Genomic DNA, 25,080 nt, shown 5'->3' with positions numbered 1-25,080 from the left:
TGACCGGAGCAAACTGATAGGAGATATTATGTCTGCCTTTTTGACGAGCATGACTCCCGCTTTCCTGGCGTCGGCGCTGACGATGGCCTATCCTGTACCCTTTGGTCAGCCGGTGGCGCCCGAAAGCTTGCCGACGCCCGCAGGCGAAATAGTCGATATCGATCAGGATCGTGCCAAACGGATGACCGTACCGGTCAGCATAGAAGGCAACGGCCCGTTTTCCTTCGTCATCGACACCGGGGCGGAACGGACCGTGATTTCGCGCAAAGTCGCCGACAATTTGGCTCTGGAAGGCGAAGAGCCGGCCCAATTGATGAGCATCGCCGGTATTTCCATGGTCGACATGGTCTACGTGCCCCGTCTGACCCTGGGCCAAAAAAATTATGACGGGCTGGTTTCGCCCGTATTGGCGGCACAGCATATCGGCGCCGATGGTATATTGGGCCTCGACGGTTTGCAGGACCAGCGCATCCTGTTCGATTTTGTCACAAGCCAGATTATCATCGAGGATGCAGATGAAGCGCGCAACCGGCCACCGTCGCGCGAAATCGTGGTGACCGCCAAACGCCGGTCCGGCCAGCTGATTTTTACAGACGCGACGATTGCCGGTATCGAGGTCAACGTCATCATCGATACCGGAGCGGAAATGTCCATCGGCAACAGTGCGCTGCAAAAACGAATGCAGAAACGAGCCAAAGAATTGGGCGATGATAATCTGTTGATTGCCGTAACCGGAGAAACTCTGGGGGTGGAATTCGGGAGATTACGCGAATTTCGTATCGGTCGTGCCCGCTTCGCTAACCTGCTGGTTGCTTTCGCCGATGCGCCGCCGTTTAAACGCTTTGGCTTGGCCAACAAGCCGACCTTGTTGATGGGCATGGACATGCTCCGGAAATTCGATCAGGTCGCGATCGATTTTCCCAATCGCAAAATCCATTTTCTCACTCCCAGAAATGCCCCGTTATATACCAGCGACTCAATAGGCACCCGGATCAAGTTCTGACCAGGCAGCTTCGTGATCACGGCAGGAAAGTCTCGAAATTCGTCTAGCTTAGGGCCTAAACCGCCTTTGAAAAAATAAAATGGATTAAACCGGCAGTCCGGTTCGTTCCCTCCACACACAGACAAGCATCCGCCTCTTTGGCGCTTGCGATATCTTCATGGAGCGAAGCCGACATGCGCATTTTTCTTACTTTCCCGATCCTGCTCGCAGCCGCCAGCCCTGCCCTCGCGCAGGACAGCAGCGAACAACAAGACAAGAGCCCGCAGGACGAAACCCGTTTCCAGCTGCTCGCTGCTGTTGACCATGTCGAGGGCGATGTCGGCGAAGGCCTGAACTATAAAACCACATTTGCGACCACCGGCGTAGCGATGACCAAAGGCCGGTTCAGCGCGTCCGCGTCGATTCCCTATATCTCCTCCACCGCCCCGCAGGAGGTGATCATCAATCAGGGCGGGCTGTTCGGCACGTCTTTACTGTCGTCGGACGCCACAAAAACAGGCCAGGTGAAACGCGAAGGCATCGGCGACCTCTCGCTTAACGCCGCCTATCAGCTACCGGTCTCTGGCGTGAACGCCAGCATCGGGGCTTCGGTCAAGGTCCCGACCGCATCGCGGGAGAAAGGCCTCGGAACCGGCAAGGTCGATTATGGCGTCTCCGGCCAGCTCTCCAGGAAAATGGGCGCGGTCGTGCCGTTTGTAGGCGCCGGCTATACGATCATCGGAAAGCCGGATAATTTTGAAACGCGCAACACGCTGTCAGGAACCGCCGGCAGCCATCTGCTGCTCGGTGAGAACAGCGCGCTGACCGCTTCCTATAGCTACGAACAATCCGCATCCTCCAGCATCGGCGACAGCCAGAGCATCAACATGGGCTTTGGCACCAATCTCACCCGCTCGGTCCGCATCGGCGTCGATGGCGCCGTCGGCCTGTCAGATGCCGCACCGGATACGAAAGTTGGGCTGAAGCTTCGAGTTGGGATTTGATAAGGCGCGCGCGGCCTAAGCAGCTGCCTCCAAAGCAAAAACCGGCTCGACATCCCCACTCACCCACTGCGGATATTTCACCATCGTCGTGGCGAATATCGGCGAAGCAAGATGATCGCCGAGCCATTTCTGCAGCGCTGGCAGAGGCAATTGGTCGAACCAGTCGCGGTCATTATTGGCGAACTGGCGGACGAAGGGGAATATCGCGTGGTCGGCTAAGCTGGGCTGGTCGCCCGTTAGCTGGCCCGACTTCTGGATCATCGCGTCGAGCTTCCTGAGAAATTCCAGTCCGCCGGCGCGGTGGTCTAGCGGGTCGACATTTTCGTAGCGCGTCGGATATTTATAGCGGTCGAGATGGTCCTTGAACGGGCCATCGGCTTCGGCGATCAGCGCGGCTTCGGCGTCACTGCCCTGCAGCCAGGCTTGCGGGTCGTTGCGGGCCAAGGCCCAGTGCATGATCGCCAGGCTTTCATCGATGACCTGCCCGTCGGGCAACACCAGCACCGGCACGGTGGCCTTGGGCGATGCGACGATCATTTCTTCGGGTTTGTTGCGCAGCACGACTTCTCTGAGACGGACCGGAGTCTCGCTGATCAGCAGCGCCATCCGCGCGCGCATCGCATAAGGGCAGCGCCGGAAGCTATAGAGGACCGGCATTTCGGTCATGGCGGTCATGCCGTGCCGAGATGCTGACGGCCTTCTTCCGCCGCTTGCTCGACCTGACGCTGGCGTTCGCGATAGCGCGCGCGCTGTTCGTCGCTGCGCTGGTCGATGCAATGCGGGCAGGCTTCGCCGGGCACATAATCGGGCGAGGCACGGTCAGCGACATTGAGCGGCATCCGGCAGGCATAGCATTGGCCATAGTCCGATTCCTGCAAGCCGTGACCGACCGCAACCCGCTGGTCGAACAGGAAGCAATCGCCCTGCCACATGCTTTCCGCTTCGGGCACATGTTCGAGATATTTCAATATCCCGCCCTTGAGATGATGGACATCGTCAAATCCCTGCGCCTTGACATAAGCGGTTGCCTTTTCGCAGCGGATCCCGCCGGTGCAGAACATCGCGATCTTGGGCTGCTTGCTTTCCGTCTGCCGCAGCTGCTCGGAGAATTCGTCGAACCAAGCGGGAAAGTCGCGGAAACTCTTGGTGTCCGGATTGATCGCGCCGTCAAAGCTGCCGATCGCCACTTCATAACCATTGCGGGTATCGATCACCACCGTGTCGGGATCGGCGATCAGGTCGTTCCAGTCTGCCGGATCGACATAATTGCCTTGCTGGGTCGCGGCATCGACACCCTCGACACCCATCGAGACGATTTCCTTTTTCAGCCGGACTTTCATCCGCAGAAACGGCATCGTGCTGGCCTCGGAATATTTTACCTCTAGCCCGTTGAACAGCGGAAGGGCACGCAAACCGTCAATCACCGCGTCAATATCGACCGATGCGCCGGCGATCGTGCCGTTGATCCCTTCGTGGGCGAGCAAAATCGTGCCTTTGAGATGATGCTCCTCGCACAGGGCGAGTATTTGCAGACGCAGGGCAGCGGGGTCGTCGACCACGGCAAAATGATAGAGCGCGGCGACTTTTACGGGAGATAGAGATTCGGTCATGGCTGCGCATATAGGATGGTTGCGGCAAAAATTCCAATAGAGCGGCTTGCATAGCTTTGATGTTCATCGCATAGCGGGTCATGGTTCCCCTTATGTTCGCCAATCACCGCTTTGATATCGTGGCTCCTGCGGCGCTCTACTGGCCAGCGAAGAACGCGCTGCTAGTCGCCGATCTCCATCTCGAGAAAGCCAGCTTTTACGCGCGGCAGGGCCAGATGCTGCCGCCTTATGACAGCCAGGCAACGCTGGCGGAGCTGGCCGGTCTGGTCGCCGAAACCGGCGCGACGACGATTTTCTGTCTTGGTGACAATTATCACGACGACGAGGGCGAGGCGAGGCTGGAACCGGAAGCGGCAAGGCAGCTTGTCGCGATGACCGGCGCGCTGGAGTGGATCTGGATAACCGGCAATCACGATCGTGACGTGGCTGGCCTGTGGGGTGGCTGCGTGGTCGACGAATGGACCGGCGAAGGGCTAGCACTCCGCCACCAGGCCAGCGCTAACAGCCTGTTGCCCGAAATATCGGGCCATTATCACCCGAAATTCCGCATCGCGGTGCGCGGCCGCCATGTTGCGCGGCGCTGCTTTGTCAAAGGCCGCCAGCATCTGATCATGCCCGCTTTCGGCGCGCTGACCGGCGGTATGGCGGCACAGGATCCGGCGATCGAAGCCTGCGTCGGCGGACCGGCAGAGGCAATCATCGGTCTGGCGAAGAAGCCGGTGCGATTCCCGCTTCCGTTTCGCGAGGCCTCAATAGACATGATCGATGAAGGGCAGCTTGCATTGCCTCTGGCCACCAGCGGCTGCTGACTGCTAACGGCGCGGTCATGGATCGATTCACACCCTATCGCGAGCAGCTTGATGCGCTGGAAAAAGCAGGCCGCAAACGGCGGCTGTCGATTCCCGCCGGCAAGGATTTTTCCTCGAACGACTATCTCGGCCTATCCCGCAGTCCCTATCTGAAAGATAGCGCCCAGACCGCGATCGCCAATGGCATCGCACACGGATCGGGCGGATCACGTCTGCTCGGCGGCAATCATCCCGAACATGAAGCGCTCGAGGCCTTTGCCGCAGACCATTTTGGCTCGGAATCCAGCCTGTTCTTCGGTTCCGGATTTGCTGCAAACACGGCCCTGTTCGCGACTCTGCCACAGACTGGCGATCTGCTGCTCTATGACGAGCTTATCCACGCCAGCGTTCATGACGGCATGAAGCTGGGCCGCGCCAGCTTCAGAGCCTTTCCCCATAATGATTGCAACGCTGTCGAGCGGGATATTCAAAACTGGCGCACGTCCGGTGGCACGGGCACCATCTGGATCGCAGCGGAGAGTCTGTACAGCATGGACGGCGACCGGGCGCCGCTGGTCGATCTCGCGCGCATTGCCGACATGCATGACGCCATGCTGGTGATCGACGAGGCCCATGCGGTCGGGGTCTATGGCGAGGGCGGTACCGGTCTGGCCGGTGACATTGGCAGGCAGGATAACGCGATCCTGTTGCGCACCTGCGGCAAGGCGCTGGGTGGTGAAGGCGGCCTGCTGACCCTGCCGAAGCTATTGCGGGAATTTTTCATCAATCGTGCCCGGCCATTCATCTTTTCCACGGCGCCGAGCCCGCTGACCGCACATCTGGCCCAGCAAGCGATCGCCTATGTCGCGGACAATTCGTCGCTGCAGTCTGATCTGGCCGGCCATATCGCGCTTGCCCGGGACTGTTTCGCCGGCCTGTCCCTCGGCGACCACCAGAACAGCCAGATTTTCCCGATCATCCTCGGCGAAGACCGGGTGGCAGTAGAAGTGGCGGCAAGACTGCAGGGCCAGGGATTTGATGTCCGCGCCATTCGTCCGCCGACGGTGCCGGCAGGAACCGCGCGTCTGCGTATTTCTCTGACCCTGAACGTGACGCAGGACGATATTCGGGACCTCTCCGCCGCATTGCACGAAGCCCTGTTATTGGCAGACGCGGCATGAGCCGGCAATTTGTCATCACCGGTACCGATACCGATATCGGCAAGAGCGTTTTTGCCGCAGCGCTGACGGCGGCCCTGGGCGCCAGCTACTGGAAACCGGTACAGGCAGGACTCGCGAACGGCACAGACAGCGAAACCATAGCGCGGCTGGGGGGAATCGATCCTGCCCGGATATTGCCCGAACGCTACCGGCTCAAGATACCCGCCTCGCCGCATTTTTCGGCGGCGCAGGAAGGCATTGTCATCGGTCTGAACGATCTAGTCATCCCGCAGGTTGACGGTGTGCTGATCATCGAAGGCGCAGGCGGCGCGCTGGTTCCGGTCAATCCGGACCTGCTGTTCGCCGATCTCTTCGCCCATTGGGCCTTGCCGGTTATCATCGTCGCCTCGACGAGTCTCGGAACCATCAACCACAGCCTGCTGACGATCGAGGCTTTGCGCAGCCGCGGCGTGCCAATCCATGGTATCGCGTTTATCGGCGACGAGAATGTCGATAGCGAACAGACCATCTGCCGGATCGGCGCTGTGCCGCATCTCGGGCGCTTGCCGATCATCGATGAACTCACACCGGCATCCTTGCGGGACGCCTTTGCTGCGCATTTCGATATCGGAGACTTTGCATCATGAGTATCAACATCTGGCACCCGTTCACGCAACATGGCCTTGGCGAACCGATCCCGGAAATCGCGCGGGCTGAGGCCGCAGCGCTCTATCAGGCAGACGGCACCAAGATCATTGATGCAATATCGAGCTGGTGGGTACAGACCCACGGCCATTGCCACCCCAGAATCGTCAGCGCTATTCAGGAGCAAAGCACCAGACTGGACCAGATGATCTTTGCCGGATGGACGCATGAACCGGCACGGGAACTGGCAGCCGGATTGTCCGACTTTCTGCCCGAGTCACTCGAACATATATTCTTTTCCGACAGCGGATCGACTGCGGTCGAGGTCGCGCTGAAAATGGCGCTCGGCTATTGGCATAATCGTAGGGAATCGCGACAGAAAATCCTCGTCATGGAGCATAGCTATCATGGCGATACGATCGGAGCGATGTCGGTCGGCGCGCGCGGGGTGTTCAATCAGGCCTATGCACCGCTGCTGTTCGACGTCGGCACGATAGGCTTTCCGGAAGCCGGGGCTGAGCAGGCGACGCTCGACCAGCTTGAAACCTTTTGCAAGGATAGCGAAAACCCGCCAGCGGCGCTGATCGTCGAGCCGCTGATTCTTGGCGCGGGCGGCATGAAAATCTACGGTCCCGAAATATTGGCACAGATGGCCGCCATCTGCCGCGACCATGATGTGCTGTTCATTGCCGACGAAGTGATGACCGGATGGGGCCGCACCGGCACCGTCTTTGCCTGCGAACAGGCGGGCGTCGAACCGGATATATTGTGCATGGCCAAAGGCCTGACCGGCGGCGTCATCCCGCTGGCCGTTACCGCGGCCACAGATCCCATCTATCAGGCGCATTATTCCGAAAATCGCGCGCAGATGTTCTTCCATTCGAGCAGCTTCACCGCCAATCCGATCGCCTGCGCTGCGGCCAATGCCAATCTCGCCATCTGGCGCGACGAACCGGTGCAGCAGAGGATCGATGCCATCATCGCCTCGCATCTTGCCTTTTCCGACAGGCTGAAGCAGAAATCGAACGTCAGCGGTCTGCGCCAGTGTGGCACTATATTGGCTTTTGAAATCGACGATGGTGCCGGCGACTATATGTCCAGCCTGGGGCCGCAACTGCTTGCGTTTTTCCGGGATCACAAGATTTTACTTCGACCGCTGGGCAATACGATCTACATCATGCCACCTTATTGTATCAGCTCTGTGGAACTGGATGCTGTTTACGCCGTTATCGAGGAAGCAATTGACCATTTCCGTGATTGCTGATCCACAGGCGGCAGAAAGTTTTTTTGCATAAGCCCGAAAAACCCGCCAAGGATAGATGATGGAACTAGTTGACTCTCTCATGGTCAAGATCGCGCTGATCGGCCTCCTCGGCATCGGCGCGCAATGGATTGCCTGGCGGACCGGTCGTCCCGCCATAGCTCTCATGCTGATCGTCGGCATCCTAGCGGGCCCCGTGCTCGGTATCATTGATCCCGAACGCGATTTCGGCGCGCTGCAGGAACCGATCATCAAACTGGCGGTTGCCGTGATCCTGTTTGAAGGCGGGCTCAGCCTGAATTTCCGCGAATTGCGACAAGCGGGCGGCGCGGTAACGGCAATGATTTTCATTGCCGGGCCGATTGCCTGGGTGCTGGGCACCGGAGCCGCGCATTATGGCGCTGGCCTGTCCTGGGAAATCTCGGCCTTGCTCGGCGGTATCATGATCGTCACCGGTCCTACCGTGGTCGGGCCGATGCTGCGTACGCTGCGGGTCCCGTCGCGGGTTCGCAACATCCTAAAATGGGAAGGCATTGTGAACGATCCGATTGGCGCTCTGCTCGCTGTCGGCATCTATGCCTATATCACCTACGAAGGTCCCGATGCCAATATCGCCGTCATCAGCATGGACGTGCTTGCGGCAAGCTTCATTGCCGGCCTGATCGGCGCAGGACTGGGATTCGCCGTCACCTGGCTGTTTCCCCGGGGCAAGGTTCCGGAATATCTGAAAGCTCCCTTTCTGCTGGTCACGGTGATCGCCGGTTTTGTCATCGCCGATCTGATCAAGCATGAAACCGGATTGATCACGGTGACCGTGATGGGCATCGTCATGGCCAACCGGCAAATATATTCGAGTCAGGCGCTCTACCGGTTCAAGGAAGATCTGGCGGTGCTGCTGATTTCCGGGGTGTTCATCATTCTTTCCGCCACGCTGGACTGGGAAACGGTGCAGCAATTCCGGCCGCAATTTATCATCTTCCTGATATTGCTATTGTTCGTTGTACGGCCGCTCTCGGTGCTGCTGGCTCTGTTTTTCAGTTCGGTTCCGTGGCGCGAGCGCTTGTTTATCGCCTGGATCGCCCCGCGCGGTATCGTCGCGGTCGCGATTACTGGTCTGTTTGCCATACGCCTTGTCGACTACGGACTGCCGGGGGCCGAGGCGCTTGTCCCGCTCAGTTTTGCCGTTGTTATCGCGACGATTTTTGCCCACGGTTTTTCCGCTTCTTGGGTGGCTGAACGACTGGGCATCTCCGAAGGAAAAGGCGAAGGCGTATTGATAGCCGGTGCCAACCGTTGGTCGATTGCTCTGGGTAAAATGCTGAAATCTCTCGATATCGATGTTCTGATTACGGACGATAGCAAATTTGCCCTGCGCCGGGCGCGCAGCGAAGGCTTGACGATCCATCACGGCGATGTGCTCGAAGAGGCCCATGATGACAATATCGATATGGGCGAATTCCAGCATCTGATCGCTGCCACAGACAATGACAGCCAGAACCAGCTGATCACCGCCGATCTCGGCCCGGAAATGGGCTATGAACAGATCAGCCGGCTAGCCAACGACAGCCACAGCAAAAGCCGGGTCGGACATGGTCGGCTGTTGTTTGAATCGGGTGCGGATTTTGGCACTTTGCTCGACCGTGATCTGGCGGGCTGGCGATTCAGCAAAACCAATATTACCGAGAAATTCAGTGCCGAGGACTATCGGAAGAATCTGGAAAAAGACGAGGAACCGCTGGCTGTTCTCAAGCCTGACCGGCGGCTGCTATTTTTCGCAACAGATGCTCGTCCGGTAATCGAGGATGGCGATGTCGTGATCAGCTATGTCGCCGCTGACACGCCCGAAGAGCGCAAAGCGGACCGCGCGGCCAAAGACAGCGAAAAGAGCGGCGAAAAGAGCGGCGAAAAGAACGGCGAGAAAATCGACAAGGGCTGATTATGCTGCCTGTGGCGCTCGTTCACCAAACAGGGCCGTACCGACGCGTATATGCGTGGCCCCAAGCTTGATCGCCTTTTCGAAATCGCCCGACATTCCCATGCTGAGTCCGTCCAGCCCGTTGTCACGAGCAAGCTTCGCGAGCAGCGCAAAATAAGGCATCGCATTGGTGCCATCTGGCGGGACCGCCATCAGGCCAGCCACTTCGATACCGGCGTCGCGGGCTTGTTCGAGCAATTGCGGAACCGCCTTGATATCGCAGCCGCCTTTTTGGGGTTCTTCACCGATATTGACCTGCAGAAAACAGGGCAGACGACGCTCCTGCCGATCCATTTCCTTCGCCAGTGCCTTGATCAGCGAAAGCCGGTCCACCGAATGGATATAATCAAACAGGGCCACGGCTTCCGCAGCCTTGTTCGATTGCAGCTGGCCGATCATGTGCAGTTCGATATCAGGATAGTCCGCTTTCAATGCCGGCCATTTCTCCGACGCTTCCTGCACCCGGTTCTCGCCAAACACATGATGACCAGCGTCCAGCAGTGGCCGAATTTCATCGCTGCTGCGGGTTTTAGACACTGCGATCAGCGCGATATCGGATGTTTTTCGGTCCGCTAATCTGGCAGATTTTTCGATCTTGCCGCGGATGTTCTCGAGGGCTGGATTTGACACGTTTGAATCTCTCTCAATCATATTCTTTCGCCAAGCTTGCGTCTATAGAGCTGCTTATGTTGCGAGACCAGCCCTGCCCCCTGTTGCCGGACCAGAGAGGTTCGATCCTGCCGCGGATATGGTTGTTCACCGACGAGCGGAATGACGCGTTTCTCGAGCATAGCATCAGGCAACTGCCGCGTGGTAGCGGGATTGTCTTTCGCCATTATCATCTGCCGGAGCCGTCACGACGGGCGCGATTTGAAACGGTCAGAAAGCTGGCCCGGCGGCGCGGACATATAATATTGCTGGCCGGATCACCGGCACAAGCCAGACTCTGGGGCGCCGATGGCGTGCATCGACGGGCGTTGCGACGGTCGGGAATTGGCAGGCTGCTGCACAGCGCTCCGGTTCATGATGCCCGGGAAATCCAGCAAGCCAATCGTGTCGGCGCTGATTTTTATTTTCTGTCGCCGGTCTTTGCCACCCGGTCGCATCCCGGCCAGAGGCCGCTGAATCCGTTACAGGCTCGACGTCTGGCTGCCCTATCCAACGGCGCGGTGATATATTTGGGCGGGATGAATGGGCGCCGTTATCGGGCGCGCAAAAATCACCTCATCCACGGCTGGGCCGCGATCGACGCTTTAAGCTGACTGCAGATTTTTAGAAGCGGAACTGGGTTCCGACATAGACGGCCTGGCTATCCTGACGATTGTCAGTAAGCGGCGCCATCCGGTCACGCTCGTTGTTGATCCGGACACCGGCGGTCACAGCCAGATTGCGGGTAAGCGAGTAGCTGCCACCGACATCCAGTGTGTAATCTTTCTGGCTGGCATCCAGTGCGCGCGGCGCGGCGTTGATCGGCGCGGAAGCATCGATCGACATGCGCGTGTTGAAACGGCTCTTCTTGCCGGTATTTTCATCGCCCATCAATTTTTCGGAACCGATTTCCGACAGGTCAGGCATATTGCCAGCCAGTTTTCTGACCGGGATAGCAAAGCTCTTCAGGCCCTTCGCGGAGCCAAGACTGTAAGAAACAGGAGCAATTTTTGCTGCGCTTGTCACACCCGATCCGGATATTCCGGCGAGAATATTTTCACGGATGGAAACGGCACCAGCCGCCTTCTGACGAACCACCACAGTCACGGAACGTTCTCCGTCGCGAGTGCCGCCGGTCGGTGTAAATTTGAAGCTCGCATTGCCGCGCAACGCGCTGAGTTTGAACTGGGCTACGAGATCAGGGTCGGCACCGGCCACGGTGAAGGAACCGATCGATCCCAGCGTTTTGAGCGATACCATGTTGTCATCGCCGGAAAACACTCTGGCCAAGGCAGGAGTCATGGCAAGGCCCGAGAGTGCGAGTCCCGACGCTAACCAACCAATATGACTACCCTTTTTCCTCATGACGAGTGCGATTCCCCTTTAAGTGACTCTGGCTATACCAAAAATTGGCGTTCTGCACGAGTCAACTTTGCGTTTTGTCCGATTTTGCACATCTAACATCAATCTGTTGCAGTTCGGTTACGCTTTTGTCCGGACATTTGGCAAAGCCTAGCAGCCTGGAAATGAACCGGGCATGATTTTGCCGTCATTCAACTGCGGTTCAGTCCCTGCTCCACAAGAGCAAAACATGCGCTTATGCTTGCCCCTTGCGGCAAAGCATTTATAGAGAGCGCTGAAATGATATCATGTCCGGAACAAATCCCGTAAAAAGGGTTTGGTATCGGCGCAAAATGCAACCAGGAGCGCTTCATGTCCCGCCTCAAAACATCTCTCTTCTTGCGATCTGCAACCGCTAGTCTGCTGACATTGTCTTTGCTTTCTGCCTGCGGCGGAAAAGAGCGACCCAAAGCCGATCTGGCTGCATCGCAAGTCACGACCATTGGCGTGAATGCCTATTTGTGGCGTGCCTCGCTTGATGCCTTGGCTTTCATGCCCCTGACCCAGACCGACAGCAATGGCGGCGTGATCCTGACCGACTGGTATGTGAACCCGGAAAATCCCGGCGAGCGGATGAAAATCAATGTCTCGATCCTCGACCAGGATTTGCGCGCCGACGCTCTGCGCGTCGCGGCATCGCGTCAGGTTGCCAGCAACGGCACCTGGGTCGACGCACCGGTCAAGGCAGCGACCACGCAGAAGCTCGAGCAGATCATTCTCACCAAGGCCCGCGACTTGCGGCGCGGTGCGATTACCAACTAATTTTTCCTACCACATAATGGGGCCGCAATGACCGATCAGCGATTCAATCCACTGGCGGCGGACAAACGCTGGCAAAAGCGCTGGGACGAATCGCGCGTATTCGAAGCGGACGACGCAAGCAGCAAGCCGCGCAGCTATGTGCTCGAGATGTTTCCCTATCCGTCGGGCCGCATCCACATGGGCCACGTCCGCAACTATACGATGGGCGACGTGCTCGCCCGCTTCCGGCGGATGCAGGGCTATGAAGTGCTCCATCCGATGGGCTGGGACGCTTTCGGCATGCCGGCGGAAAATGCCGCGATGGAAAAGAAAGTCCATCCCGGCGAGTGGACAAGAGCCAATATCGCATCGATGCGCAGCCAGCTGAAGACGCTCGGCTTTGCCTTTGACTGGAGCCGTGAACTGGCGACCTGCGACCCGGAATATTATGGCCATGAACAGGCATTGTTCATCGACCTGTTCGAAGGCGGCCTGGTCTATCGCAAGGAATCGGCGGTCAACTGGGATCCGGTCGACATGACCGTACTCGCCAACGAGCAGGTTATCGACGGCAAGGGCTGGCGCTCGGGCGCGCAGGTCGAAAAGCGCAAGCTCAGCCAGTGGTTTCTCAAGATTACCGATTTTGCCGAGGATCTGCTGAGCGGACTGGGTGATCTCAAGGGCTGGCCGGAAAAAGTACGGCTGATGCAGGAAAACTGGATCGGCAAGTCGCAGGGTTTGCAATTCCATTTCGCTCTGGCCGAAGCGCAGGATGAAATCGCGACGGTCGAGGTCTTTTCGACGCGACCGGATACGATTTTCGGGGCAAGCTTCGTTGCCTTGGCGGCCGACCATCCGCTGACCCAGCAACTGGCAGCAAAGAACGAGGCGCTTGCTGCCTTCGCCCAGGAATGCAAAGCCGGTGGCACGACGGCAGCCGAGCTCGAGACGATGGAGAAAAAGGGCTTTGATACCGGTCTGACCGTTACCCATCCGCTCGATCCGGACTGGCAATTGCCGGTCTATGTCGCCAATTTCGTGCTGATGGATTATGGCACCGGCGCAGTATTCGGCGTGCCGGCGCACGACCAGCGCGATCTCGACTTTGCCCGCAAATATGACCTTCCGGTCAAACGCGTGGTTTCCGATGGCGACGAAACCGGCGCCGAATATGTCGGCAACGAGGCTTATACCGGATCCGGCAAGATCGTGAACAGCGCGTTTCTTGACGGCATGACCATAGAAACGGCGCAAAAGACCGTCATTGATCGCGCCCAATCCGAAACCTGGGGCAAGGCCCAGACCACGTGGCGGCTGCGCGACTGGGGCGTTTCGCGCCAGCGTTACTGGGGGACACCGATCCCGATCATCCATTGCGAGACCTGCGGTCCGGTACCGGTGCCGAAAGATCAGTTACCGGTCATCCTGCCCGAAGAAATCGATTTTGAAACGCCCGGCAATCCGCTGGAACGGCACGCGACCTGGAAACAGATAGATTGCCCGAAATGCGGCACAGCGGCGCGGCGCGAAACCGATACGCTTGATACATTTGTCGACAGCAGCTGGTATTTCCTGCGCTTTGCCAGCCAGCCGGACGACCGTCCCTTCGATCCCGAAGTGGTCAAACAATGGCTGCCGGTCACCCAATATATTGGCGGCGTCGAACATGCGATTCTGCATCTGCTCTATGCCCGCTTCTGGACCCGCGCCTTGGCGAGTATCGGCAAGCTGGATTTTGCCGAACCGTTTGAAAGCCTGTTCACCCAGGGGATGGTGACGCACGAAACCTATAAACATGGCGACGGCAGCTGGCTGTCTCCTGACGAGGTGGAGAAGAACGGCTCCGACTGGGCAACCATCGTCGACGGTTCACCGGTTACCACCGGCCGGGTCGAGAAAATGTCGAAGTCGAAGAAAAATGTCGTCGACCCCGATCCGATCATCGAACAATATGGTGCCGACGCGGTGCGCTTCTTCATGCTCTCCGACAGCCCGCCCGAGCGCGATCTGCCGTGGTCCGAGGCCGGTATTGAAGGCAGTTGGCGTTTCGTCCAGCGGCTGTGGCGCCTGTTCATTACGGTTGCCGACAACACCGATACAGGTAAAGACAAGCCGCTTCGCCGCAAGCTCCACCAGACCGTGGCCGGTGTTGCCGGAGACGTTGAAGCGCTCTCGTTCAACAAGGCGGTGGCGAAGATATTTGAACTGGTCAATCTGATCGAGAAATCCGGACCATCTGAAGACCGGACCATCGCGATCAAGGCACTGGCCCGGATCGTCGCCCCGATGGTGCCGCATATTGCGGAAGAAGCCTGGGCCTTGTTCGGCGAAAGCGAGCTGGTTGCCAATGCGCCATGGCCGGAGGTAGACGAAAGCCTGCTGGTCGACGATGAAGTGACCATAGCGATTCAGGTGCGCGGCAAGCTCCGCGATACCATTACCGTTGCCAAGGGCAGCAGCAAAGAGCATCTCGAAGAACTTGCCCTCGCGTCCGAGAAGGTGCAGCGTAGTCTGGACGGAGCGGAAATAAAGAAGGTGATTGTCGTGCCCGACCGACTGGTCAATATCGTAATATGAAGAGTATGATCGCCCGCATCACCATGGTTGTGACATTGTCAGCGATGCTGGCTGGCTGCAATTTGCGGCCGCTTTATGCTGGTGGCACAAATGGCGTCGTCGCGCAGGAACTCGGCAATGTCGAGATTGAACCGATCGCCGGAAAGGCCGGATGGCTGATGCGCAACGCGCTCAAGGATCAGCTCGAAACATTCGAAGGGCAACAGGCAAAATATCGCCTGACGGTTGCACTGGATGACAAGATTTCCGGATTTGGCGTCCGCAGCGATGACCGGATCACCCGCGAGCGCAGAACCTTGCGCGCCCGCTATCAACTGGTCCGCCTCGCCGATTCCGTGGTCGTGCTCGACGCAACGGCCGGTTCAGATGCCGGTATCGACGTGGTGTCTTCGGAATATGCGACTGTTGCCGCAGAAGAAACCGCGCTGGAAAATCTGGCGACCCGAGTTTCCAACCAGATCGTAACCCGGCTTTCTCTGTTCGCCCGGGAAGAGGCCAACGCGTCGCCACAGCCATGAAGGCAAAGCCGGAAGACATTGTCAGGCGCTTTCATGCCGGTTCCGATAAGTTTCGACTGATCCTGTTATGCGGCCCCAATGTTACCCGCTGTCAGGCGCTGGTCGACGAACTGGTGCAGCCGCTGGCGAAATCCGCCGAACGGGTGGACATGACCATCTCGGATCTCAGCGACAGTCCCGCCCGGCTGAACGACGAAGCCAATTCCGCATCGCTGTTCGGGGACAAGCGCTATATCATATTGCGGCTGAACAGCGGTGAAGCGGTGCGGGCAACCGCGGCGATCGAAACCTTGCTGGCGAGCGCGTCCGGCGGCGACCCCGTCTTTGTCATCGCTCCCGGCATGGGCGACAAGACCGCCTTGGCGAAATCGATCATCGCCGCACCGGATGCGATGATCGCGACCTGCTATGAAACCACGCCGGAACAGGCAGTGGCCGCCATCCAGACCATGGCAAAGAGCGAAGGCCTCCGGCTCAGCCGGGAGATGGCGCAGGAAATAGCCGCACTGACCAGCAATGATCTGGTGCTCGCCCGGCTGGAAGTCGAGAAAATAGCACTCTATCTCGACGCAACGCCTGAAGACCCCAAGGCACCGGAGGCCGATATCCTCCTGTTGCTCGGAGCCGAGAATGACGAAGAGGATATCAGCCTGCTGATTCATGCCGCGCTCAATGGTGATGCCGCCCGACTGGCACAGGAAATAGCCGCTTCGCGCGCGCAGGGAATCAGTGAAATTGGCCTGATACGAATCATGTTGCGCCACCTGACCAAGCTCGCGGAACTCCGCAGCAAGGTCGACAACGGCGGCAATATCGATTCCGTCGCCGGTCACCCCAGCGTCTTTTTCAAGGACCAGAAACATTTCAAGCGGCAGCTGCGGATTTGGCCGTCACAACATATAGCCCGGCTGATCGAACGGGTCCTGCAACTGGAGATCACGTTGAAAAGCAGCGGTCAACCGGACCAGGTTCTGCTGGAAGACGAATTGCTGCTGATTGCGCGGAAAGCCGCAAGCAGCCGATAGTTCACTCGTAATCGGCGGTGATGGCAATCCGACCGCGGAACTGGCCGCTGGCGTCGCCCCGCACTCTCAATTTACCGCCGAAAGCGAAGATCAGTCGGCCAGCCTGATCCAGTCGGGCCATAGGGGGTAGATTCGTCTCGAGTTTTTCCAGCTCCGCAGTCGAGCCATTGGCCGCGCTCAGCTGTATCCGTTCCGGCAGCGATACCCGCACGCTACGGCCCGGTTCGCCCGTCAGCCTTCCTTCGCCATGCAACGCCATTCCACCGAGATTGGCGATATTGCCGCTGATTTGTCTGGCGCCGGACGTCGGATCAATACTGACCACGCCGCCATTACTACTCAATAAAGCCATTCGCGAGAAATCCAGATTGGCCGTAATTTCAATTTGTAGCGGGATTTCAGACTTGTCTGTGATCGTTCCGGAGAGATTATCAGAAACCGGGCTGGTGGCACAAAGCCGACATTGCGCACGCACTGCGTCCGGCATGAATGCCAGACTTACGGTCACCATTGACCCGAACAGCAAGGATTTTGCTACCATCTTCATAGGCCTGCATATTGCTAAAATATGCTGAATATCCGGTTAAGATTTGCTGTGATTCGTGATCAAGCCATACGCCAGGTCCCTTGACCGACTGCGATTGAGGTCCCATTTAAAGGATATGGAAAAAACAACATTGAGCGACGAAGAATGGCGGCGACAGCTCTCGCCTGAACAATATCATGTGCTGCGCGAAGCCGGCACCGAACGGGCTTTCACCGGAGCGCTCAATGCGGAATATCGCGATGGCGAGTTTTTCTGTGCGGGCTGCGGTAGCAAGTTGTTTGAATCGCAAAGCAAGTTCGATAGCGGCTGCGGCTGGCCAAGCTTCTCCGCTCCTGCCGACAACGAAGCGGTCACCGAGATAGAAGATAATAGTCTGGGCATGCGCCGGGTCGAGGTCCGCTGTTCAAACTGCGACGGACATCTTGGCCATGTTTTCCCCGACGGTCCTCCGGAAACCGGGTTGCGCTATTGCATGAATAGCGCCGCAATGGCGTTCGAACCCAAGACAGACTGATTTTTCCAGTGCTTCCGTGTTCAGCCTGCAGTAAGGCGTTAACACGCTAGAAAAGCTTAAATTCAGCGTATAATGGGCGGAACAATATGGCGCGCGGAAAAAAACGCAGCAAAAATCAGGGGCCAGTACGCAAATGGCTGTGGCGGATCGCCAAAACCGGCCTCGTCGCTGGTTTGTTGGGGGCGATTATGTTGGTGGTTGCCGTGCTGGTTGCCCGATCCTCGCTCCCCGGTTTCGAGGACCTGAAGTCCTCACCCAATGGACAGATGATCCGGGTACTGGACGTCAATGGCAAGGAATTGTTTTCGATGGGGCCGAGCTACGGCGAGTGGCTGCGCTATGAAGATATCCCGGAAGTCATGAAGGCGGCGATGGTCTCGGTCGAGGACCGCCGCTATGAAAGTCATCCCGGCGTTGACCCGATCGGGATCGCCCGTTCGCTTCAGGTACGGGTACAGCGCGGCTATTGGGCCCAGGGCGGTTCAACCATCACCCAGCAACTCGCACGAAACATATTTCTGAACAACAACCGGACCTTTGGCCGGAAAGGGCGCGAGATATTGCTCGCGCTGGCGATGGAACGGAAATTTTCCAAAGAGCAGATTCTCGAACTGTATCTCAACAAGGTTTATTATGGTGGTGGTGCTTATGGCATTGATGCCGCGTCCCGCCGGTTTTTCGCACATGGCGCCAGAGAGCTTGATCTGGCCGAGGCCGCTATCATCGCCGGCCTAGTCAAGGCACCGTCCCGCTATTCCCCGACCGCCGATGCCAAAGCCGCCATTGGCCGGGCAACTGTGGTCCTCGAGGTGATGCAGGATGCCGGGGCGATCACCGCAGCGGAAGCGTCGCAAGCCAAGCCTGCTTCAGTCAAGCTGGCACCGGAGCCGCGCCAGAATAGTGTGCGCTATTTCACCGACTGGGCGCTGCCGCAACTGGACCTGCTGATCGACGAAACGATTGAGCCGATCGAAGTGTGGACGACGCTGGATCTCGATATGCAGCGCGCAGCTGCAGCCGCCATCCAGTCGCGCGTACCCGCCGGTGCCCAGGGCGCGCTGGTGGCTATCGACCGTGATGGCGGGGTTCGCGCGATGGTCGGCGGGACCGATTATGTGACATCCAACTATAACCGCGCAACCCAGGCCGTCCGCCAACCCGGCTCCGCCTGGAAAATATTCGTCTATATGGCAGCGCTCGAGGCGGGCTATGCGCCGGATGATATGGTGACCGATGCTCCCATCACCATTGGCAACTGGACACCGCGGAACAGCGGTGATCGCTATGCCGGCGACATCAATGTCCGCACCGCCTTTGCTTTTTCCAAAAATACCGTCGCGGCAGCGATTGGTAATGACATCGGCACCTCCACAATCGCCAATATGGCCCGTCGCTTTGGTATCACCACCCCGATCGACACCAACCCCTCGATGGTGCTCGGTACCTCCGATGTGCGACTGATCGACATGACTCGGGCCTTTGCATCGGTCAGCGCCAAGGGCGTCGCGATAACCCCGTTTGGCATCACCAAGGTGCAGACGATGAAAGGTGATATTCTCTATCAGAGCAAGTTTGACGGCAGTCGTGTGCTGGTTGATCCCTGGGTGGCAGCCGGAATTACAGACCTGATGCAGACCGCGGTTAACACCGGTACCGGCCGCGCAGCGCAAATCGGCAGGCCGGTTGCGGGCAAGACCGGCACCACCAGCAGCAACAAGGACGGCTGGTTTCTGGGCTTCTCAAGCGGCCTGACCACCGGCGTCTGGATGGGGCGAGATGATGCCAAGCCGGTCAGTGGCTTGCAAGGTGGCCGGGCTCCGGCCTCCGCCTTTGCCCGGTTCATGAAAATTGCCGTAGCCAAGCGCAAGGTCGAACAATTCGAGACCGAGCTTGTTTTGCCGGAATGGCAACTGGAGCCGGATGAAGACGAGCTGTTCGGAGCGCCGGAAGACGGTATCTACGTCGACGAAAACGGCATGCCGATAGAGACTGGCCGCGGTATCGAATATGATCTGGAAGACGGGGAAGCTTCTGATAACCCACGGCTGGACCAGGACTGGATTGATTCCGTGATCGGCCGCGGCGGAGATCCTGCTCCCCGCAAACCAGAGCCGGCTCCAGTCAAGAAACCGAAGCCGCTGCCTCCGCAAAAGCCGCCGGAATCCCTGATTCCGGATGCGATACGATCCGAAGTGCAATAAGGAAAAGGTTCAGTCGGTCGTCGGCGACTGCCGCTCCACGCCGACCATATGCAGCCCGCGACCATGGTCCTTGAGCCAGCGATCCGCGACACGCCGGTCCATTTCGTAAATCCGGTCGAGCAACGCATAAAAACGCGCACTATGATCCATATGGGTGAGATGCGCCACTTCGTGCGCCACCACTGACCGGCGGACATGGGCGGGTGCCATGACCAGCCGCCAGCTCAACCGGATGGACTTGTCACTGGAACAGCTACCCCAGCGTCGCCGCGCGTCCCCGACCGCCAATTTGGGTAAATCTGAGCCGGCGCGCGCGCAGTAAAATTGCAAATCTTCCACGAAGATCGTGCGGGCCTGCGCCTTGAGCCAGCGAAGAATGCGGGGCTCGACATGTTCGGCCGGGCCACCCAGTCTAATTTCTCCTTCGACGATTTGCGGTGTACGCGCAAAGTCCGGTGACCATCTTATGATATAGGGCTCGCCTGCAATGGCGATCTGGCTGCCATCCTCGACCGGTACCGGCGGCACGGCTTCTGCAAAGCGGGCGTTGAGCCAGTCGGACTTTGACTGGGCAAAGCGCAGCGCCTGATTTTCCGACGCGTGGGTGGGCACCGTCAGACGAACGATGCCCTTGACCGTATCCGCCGAAACAATGATCGACCGGGCCTGTTTGGATCGCCGCAAATGGAGTGGATATTGGACCCCGTCGAGGCTGATCGCGAGCGGTTCGGGACGCGATGAGCTAAAGAGGCGCATCGAGAATATGCTGTTCAAGCGGTCCGGCCTTGCTTTCGGGAATGACCTTGCCACGGATCGACTTGCCGGCCGCATGGATCGATTCCCGATCACCGGAGACCAGATAATGCCATGCCGGTAAAGGCAGGCCGCGGGCGCGCATTTTATAAGCGCAGCTGTCGGGCAGCCATTCAAATTCTTCCAGCTTGTTCCGGGTCAGCCGGACACAATTGGGAACATGGAACTTGCGGTGGCGATAATCGCTGCACTGCGCGCTCTGAAGGTCGAGCAATTTGCAGGCGATGTTGGTCATATATATCTGGCCATCATCCTCGTCTTCCGCTTTCAGCAGACAGCATTTCCCGCAACCGTCACACAAGGCTTCCCACTGGCCGCGATCGAGCGTTTCGAGTGGCTGTTCCCAAAACGGCGGATCGGAGTCTAGCGGACCCATCGGTTTATTTCAGCGGCAACATCCTGCGGCGTGCCATCAAAGGGAAGCAGCGCCAGCGGCTCGCCATCCGGCCCGAACAAATAGGCCTGACGGCTATGATCGACGAGATATTCGCTCGATGATTCGTCTTTGCGGATGTCATAAATGATCAGATATTTTTCCGCGACGGCCGCGATTTCCTCGGCACTGCCAGTGAGGCCAATAAGCCGGGGGTGGAAGGCGGAAACATATTGCTTCAGAACCGCCGGCGTATCACGCTCGGGGTCGACCGATATGAAAATCGGCTGGACCTTCTTGCTCAGGGCCGGATTTTCCTTTTCGGCCTGCTTCAATCCAAGCATGATATTGGCGAGGTCGATCGGACAGACATCCGGGCAGTAGCTGTAACCGAAATACATGATCCGATATTGGCCCTTGAACTGATCCTCCGATGTTCTGCCGCCATCCTGGTTTGTCAGCGTGAAGTCACCGCCAATTTTTGCCCCGGCGAGCGGTGGCTCGCTATCCGCCGCCGTGCTCCCGTCGGATGCGGCATTACAAGCGGTCATGAGGGTCAATAATCCTGCGCTGAGGATCGATTTTGCGATGTTTTTGAAATTGTTCATTACGAGGCCAGACATGGTCTGCTACTGGATCAAATTCAACAGATAATTGATAGTCAGCAATTATAACGGATCGGTGATATGTCACCGGTTAGCAAAATGGGGCCTAGAATGTTCAACAAAAATCATACGGATGCAATTTGGGCCGGTAAATTCGCGCTTTTCTTCCGCTTTGCGGGGATTACGGTCGCAGCAATGTCTTTGTCGACACCCGCCGCCGCGCAATTTTCGGACAGCTATAATTTTCTGAAGGCGGTCAAAGACCGTGATGGCGAAGAAGCGACCAAATTTCTCAGCCGTCCTGGATCGGTGATCGTCAATACGCGCGATCATTCCTCCGGCCAGACAGCCCTGCATATCGTGGTAGAGCGGCGCGACAATACCTGGCTCGAGTTCCTGCTTCAAAAAGGGGCGAATCCCAATCTTTCGGACAAAGAGGGTATTACGCCTCTCCACCTCGCTACCCAGCTGCGCTTTGTCGATGGCGTCAGAACCCTTTTGGCCAAAGAGGCAAAGGTGGATGAAACAAATAGACAAGGCGAAACCGCACTGATTCTGGCAGTTCATCTCCGTGATACGGAACTGGTCCGCGTGCTGCTTGCGAACGGCGCCGATCCGAACCGCACCGACACGCTGGCGGGCAAATCGGCCCGTGACTATGCTTCGCAGGATCGACGGACGGCTGCCATTTTGGCGGAGATTGAAAAAGCGGACGCCGATAAAAAACCGGCACCTGAAGGAAAGTTTTTCGGGCCGGTAGGCTAGTCCTCGTTCATATCCCGTCCGGTTTGTGCAGACCGGAGGCGGGGCTGATCCAGCCATCGGAGATCGCTGCACGTCGCATAGCGCGGCGCGCCAGCCGCATGGTCTCCGTCTTGCGCCGCGCCGGAGCAAGCGCATGGGTCGCAGCGGCACGCACCATTTCCGCATCATAAGCATCGGCGATAATCAAACCGGTGCGATCAGGCAGAAAATCAGCGCCATCGACGGGTGACGCATCAAATCCGGTCGGCAAGGCCCAGTAGAACCGGTCACAATAATCCAGATATTCCGTCCATTTGCTGTCACCGAGCAGATCGCTGCGCGCGACCTTTATCTCGACAATGACGATCTGTCCCTTGGCATCAATCCCCATCAGATCTGCCCGGCGCCTGTTTCGCAAACTGACTTCGGGCAAAACCATGATGTCATGTCTTAAAAACATCCGGGCGACACCACGAGCGACGGCCTGCGCGCCGGTCAACTCATCATGAACTGCCAACAAGCCAAGCGAATCATCGATAATCGTCATTGAAGCTGGTTAGAACATAAAAAGAACAAAATAAAGGCCCCCGCAAGGGAGCCTTTATGAATTCCATATTGCCGGAGCGATTAGCGATAGAAGATATGATTGTCGATCGATGCCAGCCGTTTGAGGCGCCAGCCCGGCGAAACATGACGGGCGTGAAAGAACAAGGCACCCTCTACAGAGCTTTTCCAGCCATCATTCGCTGCAATTTTGGCAATCGCCACCGCGTTACGCCAAGTCTGGCGTCCGGTTTTGATGCGCGGCATCTTGCCACCGCGAACGAACGAAAACTGGCTGCGCTGATAAACAACGCCACAGATAGTATCCGGAAAACGGGAAGATTCAACGCGGGCCAGAACCACACGGGCAACGGCAAGCTGACCCTGCAGCGATTCGCCCTTGGATTCAAAATAGACGGTTCCGGCGAGACACTGCATCTCGGCATCAAGGGAGCCGTCTACGGATTGCTGGCTCACCAGCTGGCTCAACGACAACGCATCATCATTTGTATAGTCAACATCTACACCAAAATCGCGCTCTGCGCCCTCATTGGCAATCTTGTCCGACTCAACAACATCCTTGGGGATTTCGGCGACAACTTCCTGTTGTTCGCCAAATATAATGGCCTGGTTCGATTCGTCGGCTTCCAAAAGAGCCGGATCGACAAAAATCTCGGTTTCAGGCGTCTCATCGGTTGCTTCCAACGCGAAGGACACATCGGTGACGGACAATGCCGCGACCGTAGTAAGAGCAAGCGAAAGGACGCTTGCGGCACGAAAAATTTTGCTCATAAACCTATTTTTTTATGCGGTGAGACCAGAGCGGTTCATGACTTACCCGTCAAAACTGCCAAAACAGACCCAAAAATCAAAGCGAAGGTCCGTTACTGCTCTCCCCGACTGCGTGTTTACCGCTTGTCATTCCTGACAAACCGAGCGGCAACCTGCGCATCAAAGTAGAGCGCCAAATATGGTTTTGCGGAATAAAGTCAAGTTTACTGACCCAGTAGGGCGATGAAGCGTTCCGCTTCCGGGACGTCCAGTTCAATTAACCACATATCGGGGTCAAAGCGGAATCTTTGATCAATATAACTGGTTAATTCTTTATTGTTATCAGTATCTTGCGGCCATATTTGCTGCCAGTTGGGAGAGCCGTCAAGCGATGGCATATTCTCTAGAAGCTTAGGGTTTGCACCCTTTTCCAGACATTGAATCAGGATCGCGCCGGATATCCGGTCACCCTTTTTCAATACGGCACCGAAACCACCATTTTGGCTAACCAGCCTGAGAAGGATTTGCACCTTCATTTCCGCAGACAGGCGCGGTTCAATCATCTTTTTTATAGCCGGGCAGTGTTGCCAGGGGGATATGCGACCGCATGAATGTCCCGGTACCGCGGGCAATTTCTTCACCCTCGCTATCGACCAGCCGGGCATCAGCGACAAACACCCGGCGTTTACCACTAACCCAGCGACCTTCGGCTATTACCGGCCCGGACTTGAGCGGCTTGGTGAAGAGCAGATTGAAGGCGGTGGTCAGGATGAAACGGTCAGAGACCAGGCTGTTGGCAGCGTAGAAGGCCGCATCATCCAGCATTTTGAAATAGGCCGTGCCGTGGACGGCCCCGGCTGCGTGATAATAGCGTTCGTTGACATCAAAAAATATTCTGGCCGTGCCAGGTTCACCGATTTCCAGCCGCGAACTGAACAGCCGGTTGATCGGGGCTTCGGCATAAAGCCGTTCCAGGGCGCGAAAATGTCCTTGTGCGCCGCCGCTTTCCAAACCAGTTTCGGGATTATCTGTCATGACGGATATCAGGCGGCCCGCTGTTCGCGCTGCTTGCTCAGCAGTGCATATAGGGCATCCTGACCCGATGCGCCCCGGAGCTTCGCAACCATATTGTCATCCCGTAGAAAACGGGAAATCTCGGCCAAAGCCTGTAGATGCTCGACTCCGCCTTTTGCGGGAGACAGCAAGGCGAATATCAGATCGACCGGCTTGCCATCTTGCGCATCGAATTCAACCGGTTCGGCAAGGCGCAAAAAAATGCCGACGCAGCGGTCAAGGTCGCCCAATTTGCTGTGCGGTATGGCGATCTGTCGCCCGAATCCGGTTGAGCCCAGCGCTTCGCGAGCCACCAGTCCTGTCCGCACGGCTTCCGCATCAAGACCATAGCATTCCTGACCGATTTCACCGACCAGGCGCAAGATTTCGTCCTTGCCGCCTTCAGCGGGGCAATCCCGAACGGCTGCTATATCCAATCGAACGGACGAGATTGTCATCATATATTCCTTTTATCCCGGCCTTTTATCCCGGAGATATTCGCCAAAAAGCGCAAATATCCCGAGATTTGGTAGCCGGAGCGCGGTGGCCCGATCGACAGAAACACCAATCATCTGCCGATT

Annotated in this window: 28 protein-coding genes; 15 read left to right on the top strand and 13 right to left on the bottom strand. The window is 57.6% G+C overall.

What is annotated here, in order from left to right; translation table 11 throughout:
- The first annotated feature begins 28 nt into the window (after positions 1 to 28).
- Positions 29 to 1,003, top strand: coding sequence for a retroviral-like aspartic protease family protein (locus tag AAC060_RS01515; protein WP_339822106.1), 975 nt, complete (start codon positions 29 to 31; stop codon positions 1,001 to 1,003).
- Between the two features lie 173 nt (positions 1,004 to 1,176).
- Positions 1,177 to 1,986, top strand: coding sequence for a hypothetical protein (locus AAC060_RS01510; protein WP_339822104.1), 810 nt, complete (start codon positions 1,177 to 1,179; stop codon positions 1,984 to 1,986).
- A gap of 15 nt (positions 1,987 to 2,001) precedes the next feature.
- Here AAC060_RS01510 and AAC060_RS01505 read toward each other — a convergent pair whose 3' ends face one another.
- Positions 2,002 to 2,652 carry a glutathione S-transferase gene (locus AAC060_RS01505; RefSeq protein WP_339823761.1) on the bottom strand — a complete coding sequence of 217 codons (651 nt, stop codon included), beginning with the start codon at positions 2,650 to 2,652 and terminating at the stop codon, positions 2,002 to 2,004.
- Positions 2,653 to 2,657: 5 nt separating this feature from the next.
- Positions 2,658 to 3,596: a rhodanese-related sulfurtransferase gene (locus tag AAC060_RS01500; protein ID WP_339822101.1), complete on the bottom strand. Its 939-nt coding sequence runs from the start codon at positions 3,594 to 3,596 to the stop codon at positions 2,658 to 2,660.
- Between the two features lie 80 nt (positions 3,597 to 3,676).
- Between AAC060_RS01500 and pdeM the strand changes: the two genes are divergently transcribed.
- From pdeM to AAC060_RS01475, 5 genes are read left to right on the top strand one after another with little or no spacing between them, the layout of a single operon-like run.
- Complete coding sequence (gene pdeM, locus AAC060_RS01495; protein ID WP_339822098.1) at positions 3,677 to 4,405, top strand: ligase-associated DNA damage response endonuclease PdeM; 729 nt, start codon at positions 3,677 to 3,679, stop codon at positions 4,403 to 4,405.
- 17 nt (positions 4,406 to 4,422) lie between these two features.
- On the top strand, positions 4,423 to 5,565 hold the full coding sequence (locus AAC060_RS01490) for an 8-amino-7-oxononanoate synthase (RefSeq protein WP_339822096.1): 1,143 nt from the start codon (positions 4,423 to 4,425) through the stop codon (positions 5,563 to 5,565).
- Complete coding sequence (bioD, locus tag AAC060_RS01485; RefSeq protein WP_339822093.1) at positions 5,562 to 6,191, top strand: dethiobiotin synthase; 630 nt, start codon at positions 5,562 to 5,564, stop codon at positions 6,189 to 6,191. Before AAC060_RS01490 ends, bioD begins: the two co-directional genes overlap by 4 nt.
- The gene (locus tag AAC060_RS01480; protein WP_339822091.1) at positions 6,188 to 7,453 is read left to right on the top strand and encodes an adenosylmethionine--8-amino-7-oxononanoate transaminase; all 1,266 of its coding nucleotides are present in this window, start codon (positions 6,188 to 6,190) and stop codon (positions 7,451 to 7,453) included. The genes bioD and AAC060_RS01480 overlap by 4 nt, the downstream gene beginning before the upstream one ends.
- A 58-nt stretch (positions 7,454 to 7,511) precedes the next feature.
- Positions 7,512 to 9,386: a cation:proton antiporter gene (locus AAC060_RS01475; protein WP_339822088.1), complete on the top strand. Its 1,875-nt coding sequence runs from the start codon at positions 7,512 to 7,514 to the stop codon at positions 9,384 to 9,386.
- Here AAC060_RS01475 and AAC060_RS01470 read toward each other — a convergent pair whose 3' ends face one another.
- Positions 9,387 to 10,076, bottom strand: coding sequence for a YggS family pyridoxal phosphate-dependent enzyme (locus AAC060_RS01470; protein WP_339822086.1), 690 nt, complete (start codon positions 10,074 to 10,076; stop codon positions 9,387 to 9,389).
- A gap of 35 nt (positions 10,077 to 10,111) precedes the next feature.
- Here AAC060_RS01470 and AAC060_RS01465 point away from each other — a divergent pair, with 35 nt between their 5' ends.
- Entirely contained in the window at positions 10,112 to 10,687 is a 576-nt protein-coding gene (locus AAC060_RS01465; protein WP_339822084.1) for a thiamine phosphate synthase, read from the top strand.
- A gap of 10 nt (positions 10,688 to 10,697) precedes the next feature.
- Here AAC060_RS01465 and AAC060_RS01460 read toward each other — a convergent pair whose 3' ends face one another.
- On the bottom strand, positions 10,698 to 11,333 hold the full coding sequence (locus AAC060_RS01460; protein ID WP_339822081.1) for a hypothetical protein: 636 nt from the start codon (positions 11,331 to 11,333) through the stop codon (positions 10,698 to 10,700).
- Between the two features lie 453 nt (positions 11,334 to 11,786).
- Here AAC060_RS01460 and AAC060_RS01455 point away from each other — a divergent pair, with 453 nt between their 5' ends.
- From AAC060_RS01455 to holA, 4 genes are read left to right on the top strand one after another with little or no spacing between them, the layout of a single operon-like run.
- Entirely contained in the window at positions 11,787 to 12,236 is a 450-nt protein-coding gene (locus tag AAC060_RS01455; protein WP_339688480.1) for a DUF3576 domain-containing protein, read from the top strand.
- Between the two features lie 27 nt (positions 12,237 to 12,263).
- On the top strand, positions 12,264 to 14,792 hold the full coding sequence (gene leuS / locus AAC060_RS01450) for a leucine--tRNA ligase (protein ID WP_339822078.1): 2,529 nt from the start codon (positions 12,264 to 12,266) through the stop codon (positions 14,790 to 14,792).
- The gene (gene lptE, locus AAC060_RS01445) at positions 14,789 to 15,310 is read left to right on the top strand and encodes an LPS assembly lipoprotein LptE (RefSeq protein ID WP_339822075.1); all 522 of its coding nucleotides are present in this window, start codon (positions 14,789 to 14,791) and stop codon (positions 15,308 to 15,310) included. The genes leuS and lptE overlap by 4 nt, the downstream gene beginning before the upstream one ends.
- A complete protein-coding gene (gene holA, locus AAC060_RS01440) occupies positions 15,307 to 16,335 on the top strand; it encodes a DNA polymerase III subunit delta (protein WP_339822072.1) in 1,029 nt (342 codons plus the stop codon). Before lptE ends, holA begins: the two co-directional genes overlap by 4 nt.
- Before the next feature lies 1 nt (position 16,336).
- Here the strand turns inward: holA and AAC060_RS01435 are convergent, their stop codons facing one another.
- Complete coding sequence (locus tag AAC060_RS01435; protein ID WP_339822069.1) at positions 16,337 to 16,876, bottom strand: DUF4402 domain-containing protein; 540 nt, start codon at positions 16,874 to 16,876, stop codon at positions 16,337 to 16,339.
- 121 nt (positions 16,877 to 16,997) lie between these two features.
- Here AAC060_RS01435 and msrB point away from each other — a divergent pair, with 121 nt between their 5' ends.
- Positions 16,998 to 17,396, top strand: coding sequence for a peptide-methionine (R)-S-oxide reductase MsrB (gene msrB / locus AAC060_RS01430; RefSeq protein ID WP_339822066.1), 399 nt, complete (start codon positions 16,998 to 17,000; stop codon positions 17,394 to 17,396).
- A gap of 86 nt (positions 17,397 to 17,482) precedes the next feature.
- Positions 17,483 to 19,597, top strand: a complete 2,115-nt coding sequence (locus AAC060_RS01425; RefSeq protein WP_339822063.1) for a PBP1A family penicillin-binding protein — start codon at positions 17,483 to 17,485, stop codon at positions 19,595 to 19,597.
- 9 nt (positions 19,598 to 19,606) lie between these two features.
- On the opposite strand, the gene AAC060_RS01420 is transcribed toward AAC060_RS01425, so the two are convergent.
- From AAC060_RS01420 to AAC060_RS01410, 3 genes are read right to left on the bottom strand one after another with little or no spacing between them, the layout of a single operon-like run.
- Positions 19,607 to 20,353: a SprT family zinc-dependent metalloprotease gene (locus AAC060_RS01420; protein ID WP_339822060.1), complete on the bottom strand. Its 747-nt coding sequence runs from the start codon at positions 20,351 to 20,353 to the stop codon at positions 19,607 to 19,609.
- Positions 20,340 to 20,786: a YcgN family cysteine cluster protein gene (locus AAC060_RS01415; protein ID WP_339822057.1), complete on the bottom strand. Its 447-nt coding sequence runs from the start codon at positions 20,784 to 20,786 to the stop codon at positions 20,340 to 20,342. The genes AAC060_RS01420 and AAC060_RS01415 overlap by 14 nt, the downstream gene beginning before the upstream one ends.
- Positions 20,774 to 21,406: an SCO family protein gene (locus AAC060_RS01410; RefSeq protein WP_339822054.1), complete on the bottom strand. Its 633-nt coding sequence runs from the start codon at positions 21,404 to 21,406 to the stop codon at positions 20,774 to 20,776. The genes AAC060_RS01415 and AAC060_RS01410 overlap by 13 nt, the downstream gene beginning before the upstream one ends.
- A gap of 93 nt (positions 21,407 to 21,499) precedes the next feature.
- Here AAC060_RS01410 and AAC060_RS01405 point away from each other — a divergent pair, with 93 nt between their 5' ends.
- The gene (locus tag AAC060_RS01405) at positions 21,500 to 22,153 is read left to right on the top strand and encodes an ankyrin repeat domain-containing protein (protein WP_339822052.1); all 654 of its coding nucleotides are present in this window, start codon (positions 21,500 to 21,502) and stop codon (positions 22,151 to 22,153) included.
- A 7-nt stretch (positions 22,154 to 22,160) separates the two neighbouring features.
- Here the strand turns inward: AAC060_RS01405 and AAC060_RS01400 are convergent, their stop codons facing one another.
- The 5 genes from AAC060_RS01400 to AAC060_RS01380 all read right to left on the bottom strand — a co-directional run bounded on the left by AAC060_RS01400 (position 22,161) and on the right by AAC060_RS01380 (position 24,960).
- A complete protein-coding gene (locus AAC060_RS01400) occupies positions 22,161 to 22,679 on the bottom strand; it encodes an MmcB family DNA repair protein (RefSeq protein ID WP_339822050.1) in 519 nt (172 codons plus the stop codon).
- 80 nt (positions 22,680 to 22,759) lie between these two features.
- Complete coding sequence (locus AAC060_RS01395) at positions 22,760 to 23,467, bottom strand: cell wall hydrolase (protein WP_339822049.1); 708 nt, start codon at positions 23,465 to 23,467, stop codon at positions 22,760 to 22,762.
- Positions 23,468 to 23,670: 203 nt separating this feature from the next.
- Complete coding sequence (locus AAC060_RS01390; protein WP_339822046.1) at positions 23,671 to 24,009, bottom strand: DUF1491 family protein; 339 nt, start codon at positions 24,007 to 24,009, stop codon at positions 23,671 to 23,673.
- Positions 24,002 to 24,481, bottom strand: a complete 480-nt coding sequence (locus AAC060_RS01385) for a PaaI family thioesterase (RefSeq protein WP_339822043.1) — start codon at positions 24,479 to 24,481, stop codon at positions 24,002 to 24,004. The genes AAC060_RS01390 and AAC060_RS01385 overlap by 8 nt, the downstream gene beginning before the upstream one ends.
- 8 nt (positions 24,482 to 24,489) lie before the next feature.
- Positions 24,490 to 24,960, bottom strand: coding sequence for a PTS sugar transporter subunit IIA (locus AAC060_RS01380; RefSeq protein WP_339822041.1), 471 nt, complete (start codon positions 24,958 to 24,960; stop codon positions 24,490 to 24,492).
- Between the last annotated feature and the right edge of the window lie 120 nt (positions 24,961 to 25,080).

Origin of the sequence: uncultured Parasphingorhabdus sp. (assembly GCF_963975555.1) — a bacterium.
Lineage (GTDB): Bacteria > Pseudomonadota > Alphaproteobacteria > Sphingomonadales > Sphingomonadaceae > Parasphingorhabdus.
This window is presented reverse-complemented; position numbering and strand designations above follow the sequence as displayed.